The sequence below is a fragment of the Leucobacter sp. M11 genome, from assembly GCF_035726885.1.
GTDB lineage: Bacteria > Actinomycetota > Actinomycetes > Actinomycetales > Microbacteriaceae > JAPFRB01.
Genome location: NZ_JAPFRB010000004.1, coordinates 425821 through 429823 on the forward strand (window position 1 = coordinate 425821; position 4003 = coordinate 429823).

5 protein-coding genes are annotated in these 4003 nt (G+C 70.5%); 1 reads left to right on the forward strand and 4 read right to left on the reverse strand.

Annotation, left to right across the window (positions count from 1 at the left end):
* The 4 genes from OOT08_RS14100 to xseA all read right to left on the reverse strand — a co-directional run.
* Positions 1 to 311: carbonic anhydrase (locus OOT08_RS14100; protein ID WP_325093422.1), on the reverse strand; the 311-nt coding region annotated here is incomplete at its 3' end.
* A gap of 75 nt (positions 312 to 386) precedes the next feature.
* Positions 387 to 1058, reverse strand: coding sequence for a DUF4245 domain-containing protein (locus tag OOT08_RS14105; RefSeq protein WP_325093423.1), 672 nt, complete (start codon positions 1056 to 1058; stop codon positions 387 to 389).
* On the reverse strand, positions 1058 to 1306 hold the full coding sequence (locus OOT08_RS14110) for an exodeoxyribonuclease VII small subunit (protein ID WP_325093424.1): 249 nt from the start codon (positions 1304 to 1306) through the stop codon (positions 1058 to 1060). The genes OOT08_RS14105 and OOT08_RS14110 overlap by 1 nt, the downstream gene beginning before the upstream one ends.
* Before the next feature lie 84 nt (positions 1307 to 1390).
* Positions 1391 to 2611 (reverse strand): exodeoxyribonuclease VII large subunit, encoded by a 1221-nt coding sequence (xseA, locus tag OOT08_RS14115; RefSeq protein ID WP_325093425.1) that lies wholly within the window; start codon positions 2609 to 2611, stop codon positions 1391 to 1393.
* Between the two features lie 108 nt (positions 2612 to 2719).
* Between xseA and OOT08_RS14120 the strand changes: the two genes are divergently transcribed.
* Complete coding sequence (locus OOT08_RS14120; protein ID WP_325093669.1) at positions 2720 to 3754, forward strand: 4-hydroxy-3-methylbut-2-enyl diphosphate reductase; 1035 nt, start codon at positions 2720 to 2722, stop codon at positions 3752 to 3754.
* The last annotated feature ends 249 nt before the right edge of the window (positions 3755 to 4003 follow it).

The following is a 4003-nucleotide window of genomic DNA, read 5'->3' on the forward strand; positions in this document are numbered from 1 at the left end:
CAGGAGTCGTGGGCGAGCACCGTGATCAGGGAGATGTCGAGGTCGACCACGGCGTACTCCAGGGAGGCGACCGAGCTATCGGAGACGATGTGCCCGGCGTTGCGCACGACAAAGAGATCGCCGAGGCCGCGGTCGAAGATGATCTCGGCCGCGAGGCGGGAGTCGGAGCAGCCGAACAGCGCCGCGTCGGGGTTCTGCGAGCCGGACACCTGGTTGCGGCGCTCGACGTTCTGCCGCGGGTGCTGCGGGGCCCCCGTGACGAAGCGGTCATTGCCGAGGAGCATGTCATTCCAGGCTTCCTGCGGTGTCATCCGTGTGCTCATGCGCCGGTGTCTCTTCTCAGTTCGTGGATCGGATCGCGTCAGTGCGGGGCCGTGCCGCGTGGGTTACTCGCCCTCGGGCAGCGCGGTGTAGGACTCGAGCACGCGGGTGGCGAGGAGCTTGATCTGCTCGGGGCTGTCGGTGCCGGAGACGACGAAGGTCGTCTCCAGCTCGGTGCCCTCGTCGACCACGGCCTCCAGGCCGTAGCTCACGTTCGTCTTGCCCTTGTCCTTGTCGCGGTGGTCGTACACGGTCCATTCGACGCCCGCGATGGTTTCGACGCCCGTCGCGCTCTGGTTTTCGAGGTTCTGCGCGACCCAGGTGGGGTTCGCGTCCCAGGCCTGCTGGAAGCTCGCGAAGTTCTTGCTCGGGGTCTCGTACCCGGCGGACCAGGACACGACGCCGTTTTTGCCGGTGGTCTGCACCCGGGCCCAGGTCGCGCGCCAGTCCGCGTCGAGGTCCGGGGCCACCAGGGGACGACCGACCCCGGTCTCAGCCTCGGCGGCGAGGGCGGGCACGTCGTGCGTGACCTTGCTCACGTCGAGGTTGCCGCGGGGGACCGCGAGGAAGATCACGGCCACCATCGCGACGGTTACGAGCAGGGAGAAGACGAGGTTGTTCACCGTCTTGCGCTCGCGATAGTTCTTGGTGTCCTGCGCCTTCCGGGCCGCCGTCTCCTCGGGAGTCTCGGGTCGGCCGAGCTCCGCGACGATTGCGACGCGCTTCTTCTTCGCCACTACTGCTCCGTGTTCTGGGTGGGTGCTTCGCTGGCCTCGGCGGCGGAGCCCTGCTTCGCCGCGTCGAGGCGCTCCCGCGCGCCGATGAGCCACTGCTCGCACCGGGCGGCGAGGGCTTCGCCCCGTTCCCAGAGGGTGAGTGACTCTTCGAGGGTCGTCCCGCCGCGCTCGAGCTGGTCGACGACTCGAATGAGGTCGTCGCGGGCCTGCTCGTAGCTGAGGGAGGAGACATCGTCTGCGGGTGCCATGACTCTCAGTCTAGCCTCCGGGGCTGAACCCTCCGTGAGTTGACACATTTTGTCGGCTTTGGGGCCGCGGGCGCACAGACAGTGTTAGTTCGCGGCGGGGGAGCCCGCGGACGTCGCGCCGAGCACGCCCTCGGCAAGCGTGAGGCGCAGCCCGGCGCCAGCCGGGGCCTCGGCGGGGTCGCGGAGCACCCGCCCGTCGGCGGTCTGCGCAATCGCGTAGCCCCGGTCGAGCGTCGCACTCGGGGAGAGCGCGCGCAGCCGGGTGCGCAGCTCCTGTGTGTGCTGGGCGGCGGCCTCGACCTGGCGGAGGGCGAGCTCTGCGCCGCGTGCCACCCAGCGGGTGAGGTCCTGGCTGTGCAGCTCCACGAGCCGCTCCGGCTCCGCGAGCACGGGGCGTGCCCGCAGCGAGCCGATCCGTTCGGTCTCGTGCCGCAGCAGCTGCGCGACGCGGGTGGCGAGCCGCGCGCGCCCCTGCGCGATCATCGCGAGCTCCTCGCCGACGTCGGGAACGACCCGCTTCGCGGCGTCGGTCGGGGTGGAAGCGCGCAGATCGGCGACCTCGTCGAGGAGGGGCCGATCCGCCTCGTGGCCGATGGCGCTCACGATCGGGGTGGCCGCGGCCGCGGCCGCCCGCACGACGCGCTCGTCGCTGAAGCCGAGCAGGTTCTGGAAGTCGCCGCCGCCGCGGGCGATGATGATGACCTCGACGCGAGGGTCGGCGTCGAGCGCCTGGATGGCGGCCACGACCTCGCCGGGCACGCGGTCGCCCTGCACGGCGGCGTGCCGCACGTGGAAGACGACGCCGGGCCAGCGGAGCGTGGCGTTGCGCAGCACATCCTTTTCCGCGTCGGAGTCCTTCCCGGTGATCAGGCCGATCCCGCCGGGGAGAAACGGCAACGCTTGTTTGCGATCCCGGTCGAAGAGCCCCTCGCTCGCGAGCTGCGCGCGGAGCCGCTCAAGGCGCTCCAGCAGGTCGCCGATGCCGACGTGCCGGATGTCGAGCGCCTGCAGGGTGAGCGTGCCGCCCTTGGCCCAGAAATTCGGCTTGCCGAGCAGCGCAACCCGGTCGCCCTGCTTGAGGTTCGCGGGCAGCTTGCCGCGCACGGAGGACCACACGGTGAAGCTCAGCGTGGCCGGGTCGCTCAGGTCCTTGATCTTGCCGTAGACGTTGCCGCCGGAGACGGACCACTGCGTGATCTCGCCCTCGATCCAGACGGCGCCGAGCCGGGCGACCCAGTCGCCGATCTTTTTGCTGACCGTGGCGACGGGCCAGGGCTGCTCGCGAGTTGCGGGTGTTTCGGCCACGGGGAGCCCCCTCTCTGCGGGTGTTCAGCGCCCGCACCGTACACTGGGGGTATGGCTTACTCTCAGCGTGATCAGCGCACCATTGGCGCGCCGGTGGTTAGTTTAGCGATGCCTCGGATGCGTCGCCAGGGTGGACGGCTCCAGAACCGTCCCGTCGAGGGCGAGAAGCGCGTCTTGCTCGCCGCCCCGCGCGGGTACTGCGCGGGCGTGGACCGCGCCGTGGTCGCGGTCGAGAAGGCGCTGGAGCGCTACGGCGCGCCCGTCTACGTGCGCAAGCAGATCGTGCACAACGTGCACGTCGTGCGCACGCTCGAGAAGATGGGCGCGATCTTTGTCGAGGAGGTCGAGGAGGTGCCCGAGGGCGCGAACGTCGTCTTCTCGGCGCACGGGGTCTCGCCCGCCGTCGTGCAGGAGGCCTCCGACCGGAGCCTGAACGCGATCGATGCGACCTGCCCGCTCGTGACCAAGGTGCACCGCGAGGCGGTCCGCTTCGCGAAGCAGGACATGGAGATCCTCCTTATCGGCCACACGGGCCACGAGGAGGTCGAGGGCACCGCGGGCCAGGCCCCCGAGCTGATCACCGTGGTGAACTCGCCGGACGACGTCGAGGGCCTCGTGGTCAAAGACCCCGAGCGGCTCGTGTGGCTCTCGCAGACCACGCTCAGCGTGGACGAGACGATGGAGACGGTACGCCGCCTCCGCGAGCGCTTCCCGAAGCTGCAGGACCCGCCCTCCGACGACATCTGCTACGCCACGCAGAACCGCCAGGTCGCGATCAAGAAGATCGCCCCCGACGCGGACCTCGTGCTCGTCGTTGGCTCCACGAACTCCTCGAACTCGGTGCGTCTCGTTGAGGTGGCTCTCGAGTACGGCGCGAAGGCCGCCTACCTCGTGGACTTCGCGGAGGAGGTCAAGCAGGAGTGGCTCGACGGCGTGAACACGATCGGCATCTCCAGCGGCGCATCGGTGCCAGAGGTGCTCGTCCAGGAGCTCCTGGACGACCTCGGCGAGGCCGGGTATGAGGACGTGCGCGCGGTCGTCACGGCCGAGGAGGACCTCGTGTTCTCCCTGCCGAAGGAGCTGCGCCAGAACAGCCAGGGCCAGCGCGACGAGCGCGCCCTCGGCGGCCGCATCCGCGCCTAGCATCCCCGAGCTGAACGCCCCGCGCTGAATACCCCGCGCTGAATACCCCCGCGCCGACGGGATCCGGCCGAGCCCTGCGCAGGGCTCGGCCGGACCTGTCCCGCTGGGTGCTTAGGCCCGCCGCCGGGCGCGGGCGCTGAGGCGGGTCAGCGCGCCAACCAGGAGGAGCGCGAGCGCCCCGCCGACGACCAGCGCGCCGGAGGGTGCCCCGGTCTCTGCGAGTGGCGCGGGCTTCGCGACCGCCGGTCC